Source organism: Candidatus Symbiopectobacterium sp. (genome assembly GCF_020054415.1).
Classification (GTDB): domain Bacteria; phylum Pseudomonadota; class Gammaproteobacteria; order Enterobacterales; family Enterobacteriaceae; genus Symbiopectobacterium.
Genome location: NZ_JAHWCO010000015.1, coordinates 1 through 4,991, shown reverse-complemented (window position 1 = coordinate 4,991; position 4,991 = coordinate 1). Strand labels below are relative to the sequence as shown.

General features: G+C 55.9%; 3 protein-coding genes and 4 pseudogenes. 4 read left to right on the top strand and 3 right to left on the bottom strand.

All coding sequences use genetic code 11. The features are described from left to right. Positions 1–40: 40 nt before the first annotated feature. The 4 genes and pseudogenes from QZ506_RS00470 to hpxK all read left to right on the top strand — a co-directional run bounded on the left by QZ506_RS00470 (position 41) and on the right by hpxK (position 2,593). Positions 41–172 (top strand): hypothetical protein, encoded by a 132-nt coding sequence (locus QZ506_RS00470; protein ID WP_291968305.1) that lies wholly within the window; start codon positions 41–43, stop codon positions 170–172. After that, positions 144–935 (top strand): annotated as a pseudogene (locus QZ506_RS00465) (alanine--glyoxylate aminotransferase family protein); the annotation flags it as partial. The gene QZ506_RS00470 and the pseudogene QZ506_RS00465, both read left to right, overlap by 29 nt. Before the next feature lie 176 nt (positions 936–1,111). Continuing rightward, positions 1,112–1,336, top strand: a pseudogene (locus tag QZ506_RS00460) (alanine--glyoxylate aminotransferase family protein); the annotation flags it as partial. Further along, a pseudogene (gene hpxK / locus QZ506_RS00455) lies at positions 1,333–2,593 on the top strand (allantoate amidohydrolase). The pseudogenes QZ506_RS00460 and hpxK, both read left to right, overlap by 4 nt. A 388-nt stretch (positions 2,594–2,981) precedes the next feature. Here the strand turns inward: hpxK and QZ506_RS00450 are convergent. The 3 genes and pseudogenes from QZ506_RS00450 to QZ506_RS00440 all read right to left on the bottom strand — a co-directional run. Continuing rightward, positions 2,982–3,749, bottom strand: coding sequence for an amidohydrolase (locus QZ506_RS00450; protein ID WP_291968304.1), 768 nt, complete (start codon positions 3,747–3,749; stop codon positions 2,982–2,984). Beyond that, positions 3,737–4,816 (bottom strand): annotated as a pseudogene (locus QZ506_RS00445) (pyridoxal phosphate-dependent aminotransferase). Before QZ506_RS00445 ends, QZ506_RS00450 begins: the two are co-directional and overlap by 13 nt. A 60-nt stretch (positions 4,817–4,876) precedes the next feature. Further along, a partial coding sequence (locus QZ506_RS00440) for an IS1 family transposase (RefSeq protein ID WP_291968306.1) occupies positions 4,877–4,991 on the bottom strand: 115 nt, incomplete at its 5' end.

The window sequence follows — 4,991 nt, the reverse complement described above, 5'->3', positions numbered from 1 at the left end:
TAGCCATAAAGGCTGCGGATTCCCTTGACGTAAAATCAGTATGTTAAATCCAGAGCGTGGTGATGCATCCCGGAGCAATCAGCATTTTAATCCAAAACAGGCGTGTCATAACAGCATTATTCCCTATTATTCAACAAAGCCCCATTTTGCTCTCTGCGATCCGCTCCGGTGATCGGGTTTTGGTACCGGTGTTCGGGCGTTTCGGGCATCTGTTATGTGAAATTGCGCACCGCTGTTGCGCTGACGTTCACACCATCGAAGTGCCTTGGGGAGAAGTCTTTACCCCGGATAAGATTGAATATGCCATCCAGCGGTTGCGCCCACGTTCCTTGCTGACGGTACAAGGCGATACCTCCACCACGATGTTGCTGCCGCTGGCCGAACTCGGGGATATCTTCCGTCGTCATGATGTGCTGTTTTATACCGATGCAACGGCGTCTTTCGGTGGTAACGCGCTGGAGACGGGCGCCTAGGGATTGGATGCCGTTTCTGCCGGGTTGCAGAAGTGTCTGGGTGGCCCTTCAGGCAGCGCGCAGATTACCCTCAGCCCGAAGATGGAAGCGGTCATACGCCGTCGTCGCTGCGTGGAACAGGGGATTCGCACAGAGGAACATCGCGACGGTGAAGACGAGATGATTTACTCCAACTATTTCGATCTCAGCATGGTGGTGGACTATTGGGGGCCTGAGCGCCTGAACCACCATACTGAAGCCACCAGCATGCTGTTTGCCGCACGGGAATGTGCCAGAGTGATGCTCGAAGAGGGATTGGATAAGGGCATCGCGCGCCATGCACTGCACGGTGAGGCGCTGGTCGCCGGTCTGGAAGGCATGGGGTTGCGCATTTACGGTGACAAGCAACACAAAATGAATAACGTGACCGGTGTGGTTATCCCTGAGGACATACAGGGTGAGCAGATTCGCCAGTGCTTGCTGAGGCTTTGTTGAATAAATAGATTTTATGCTGGCAGTCCAGTGAAACGACGGATCATCGCAACGCAAAATCATGCAGTTAGGCCTCATGAGAAAGCTGTACACCTGAGGGGACAAGCATTTTCTACCAAAACTGGCTTGGCAAAACAGCATGAATAACTATTATTCAACAAAGCCACTTGCTGAACGATTTTGCCATTGAAATCGGCACCTCATTTGGTCCGCTACAGGGGAAAATCTGGCGCATCGGTACCATGGGGTATAACGCCCGCAAAGATTGTGTGATGCAAACACTGAGCGCGTTGGAAGCGGTGCTCAACCGCCACGGTTTCCGCACGGTGCAGGGAGCGGCATTACAGGCGGCATGGGACCGTTATGACGCCGGCGCTGGAGTTGTGCAATGAGTTCGCCGTGGTTATCGCGCTTTACGGCGCAATCTGCCGCCGAGCGGGTCATGTGGCGCTGCGATACCTTGGCAGAGATCAGTGAAGATACCGATCAACTGACGCGGGTTTATCTGTCGCCGCAGCATTTGCGCGCCAATACCTGCGTGGGTGAATGGATGCGGGAAGCGGGAATGCGGGTGTTGCAGGATGCGGTCGGCAATATCTGCGGTCGCTATGAAGGCAATCTGCCCGATGCGCCGGCGGTATTGTTAGGTTCGCACCTTGATACGGTACGTAATGCCGGACGTTATGATGGCATGCTGGGCGTTTTGGTGTCCATTGAAGTGGTGGGCTTTCTGCATCAGCAGCAGATTCGCCTGCCGGTGGCGTTGGAAATTGTGGGATTTGGTGACGAAGAGGGAACGCGTTTTGGTATTACGCTGCTGGGCAGCCGAGGGTTGACCGGTACCTGGCCTGAAAGCTGGTTATCCTGTCAGGATGCGCAAAGTGTGAGCGTATCACAAGCGTTGTCGCAGGCGGGATTATGCCCGGACGGAATTGGGCGTACAGCGCGTACGCCACAACGTATTGTGGCCTATCTGGAAATGCATATTGAGCAAGGCCCCCTGTCTGGAACATGATGACGCCGCATTGGGCGTGGTGACGGCGATAAACGGTGCGCGCCGGTTAAACTGTGTTTTTCAGGGAACGGCGGGCCACGCAGGTACGGTGCCGATGACGCAACGTCAGGATGCGCTGGCGGCAGCGGCACAGTGGATGGTTCTGGTTGAGCAACTGACACGCGAGCAGGCTTCCGGTTTGGTAGCAACCATCGGTACGTTGCAATGTGCTTCGGGGGCAGCGAATGTGATACCGGGTGAGGTGCGTTTAACGCTGGACGTGCGCGGGCCGGAAGAGAAAGCACTGACCGCGTTGTTGGCGAACGTATTGTCTCACGGCGAGCAGGTTGCTCAGACGCGCGGCTGCCGCTTTGAGGCTGAAGAGTATTACCGCATTGCCCCAACGCGCTGTGATGATGGGCTACAGCGGTTGCTGCGTGAGGCGGTTACTCAGGTGCAAGGGCGTGCTCCCTCTTTGCCGAGCGGTGCAGGTCACGATGCGATTGCGATAGCAGAGCGCTGGCCGGTAGGCATGCTGTTTGTGCGCTGCAAAGGGGGGATTATCCACCACCCGGATGAGTCGATCACCATGGCGGATGTGGCGCAGGCGTTGCGAGCGTGGCTGGCGGTGGTGTTCAGTTTTGGTGAAAAATAGCGGCTTTTTCCGTTATATCGGCAAGACAATTTTGTTCAATTTTGTTTGGTGGTGATTTTTGGTGTTTGCCCGCTTCGAATGCTGCTGAGGAAAGGGGAGACGCCAGGATGAGCAGCATGGATGCTGCGAAAGCGCTCGCCGCGTCGGGAACGCATTGAGCGCTGTCCGTCCGGAGGCTACCGTTTCCGAAGGGACCGCGTAGCGGCGGCATTCCGCAAAAAGCCCGGTGTCACGGGGTGGGGACGACTGTACACCCCGTGTCGGGCGCGTGCCACGCGAGTGGCAGAGATACAATGACGCTTTCGCGCACGAAACCTAACGCGGACATGGCATACATGTGATGAAACGTATCATCTAAACAGTATGACGGCCTGCGCCGTCTCACTGACTACAGTGTGAACCTGTCTGCATCACACCATGCTGGAAACGCTTCACGGTAGCTTTGCAGCGCTTCCAGCGACAGCTCTGCGCTGATTTGCGCGGGCTGGTTCCCTGGCGAACGTGCGACGATCTCACCCAGCGGATTGATTATCTGGCTGTCCCCCTGATAGCTGTGATCGTTGCCATCAGCGCCGACACGGTTGCACCCTGCCACATAGGCCTGATTTTCGATGGCGCGCGCCGCGAGCAGCGTACGCCAATGGTGAGCGCGCGGGGCAGGCCAGTTCGCCACGTACAGTGCCAGATCGTAATCCTGGCGGTTGCGTGACCACACCGGGAAACGCAGGTCATAGCAAATCTGCGGCAATATCCGCCAGCCACGCCATTCGATAATCAGGCGTTCATGTCCGGCTTCAAAATGGTGGTGCTCATTGGCCATACGAAACAGGTGGCGTTTGTCATAGTGGTAAATGTCGCCCAGCGGTGAAACCAGCACAAAGCGATTTACTGCGCCTTTGGGGGTGGAAACAGAAATGCTGCCGCCGATAAGCGCATTGGTCTCTTTGGCCCACTCCTGTAGCCAGGTTTCCACAACCGATTGTGACAGCCCCTTGCCCGCGGCATTCATGGCGAATCCGGTGGTAAACATTTCTGGCAGCACGATAAGATCGCTTCCGCGCACCGTTTCCAACTCGGCATCGAAATGGCTCAGGTTGGCTGGCCCATCAAGCCATACCAGAGGCTGTTGTAGTAGCGTGATAGTTAAAGTCGACATAAGCGCTCCGCCACCGCTTGTAAGGTAGATTCCTGTTTAGCAAAGCATAGCAGAATCAATTTGTGCGGGAAGGGATCGGCGCAGAAAACCGAGAGCGGGATCGCCACCACGCCGGCGTGTTCCGTCAACCAACGACAGAAGGTGACATCATCAAGATCAGAAATGGCACTGTAATCCGCCAGCAGGAAGTAAGTTCCTTCACAGTGCAGCACTTCAAAACGGCTGGCGGAGAGCGCATTGACCAGAAAATCACGGCGTGCCCTATAGAATTCCGGCAGTTCCTGCCAGTGCTCTGGTGCATGGCGCAGCATATCGGCAATGGCTAATTGTGCCGGCGCATTGACGGAGAACGTGAGGTACTGGTGTACCCTGCGAATTTCTGCACTGATGGCCTCAGGTGCAATGCAATAACCCACTTTCCAACCGGTCATGTGGTAGGTCTTGCCGAAGGAAGAGACCGCGATAGCGCGTTGGCGCAGCACGCTGGCGTGTCCTTCTGGTACAAAGCAGATGTGTTCATAGACTTCATCGCTCAACACATAGATCTCGTGGTCAGTAATCGCCTGCCACAACTGCTCGAAATCGCTCTGATGCCGCACGGTGGCAGACGGATTGTGTGGTGTGTTGAGAATCACCAGACGAGTACGAGAGCTTAACAGCGCGCGAAACGCTGCCCAGTCCACGTGAAACAGCGGCGGCTGTAGCGCAACGCGTTTCACCACGCCGCCCGCCAGCTCAATAGCGGGCGCATAGCTGTCGTAGCTGGGATCAAAACAGATAACTTCATCACCGTGCCGCACTAGTGCGGCGATGGTGGCAAACAGTGCTTCGGTAGCCCCGGCTGTGACCGTGATTTCGCTATCGGCATCGGGCTGCCAGCCATACTGTGCCGCGATTTTTTCGGCGATCGCGCTGCGCAACGGTGCCGCACCGGTCATCGGTGCATACTGGTTCGCCCCTTGCGCAACGTGATAGGCCAGACGCTGTTGCAGGTAATCGGGTCCGCTGAAATCCGGGAACCCCTATGACAAGTTGATCGCCTGATGCTGCTGCGCCAGCGCGCTCATTTGGGTAAAGATGGTGGTGCCCAAATGCGGGGTTCGTGTATTCAATGAGTTGATGTAGCATCAAACGTAGTACTCGCGTTCGATGTAAGTACCGATGATCCTATCGTGCATTTCGGATGATTTTGAATATCCGGGCGTCTTGCGATTGAGCCGTTGCAATCGGTTACGCAGTGTC

What these genes read in the sequence shown, in the direction of transcription:
- QZ506_RS00450 (WP_291968304.1), bottom strand. Translation starts at nt 3,749, where the DNA reads ATGTCGACTTTAACTATCACGCTACTACAACAGCCTCTGGTATGGCTT.
- QZ506_RS00470 (WP_291968305.1), top strand. Translation starts at nt 41, where the DNA reads ATGTTAAATCCAGAGCGTGGTGATGCATCCCGGAGCAATCAGCATTTT.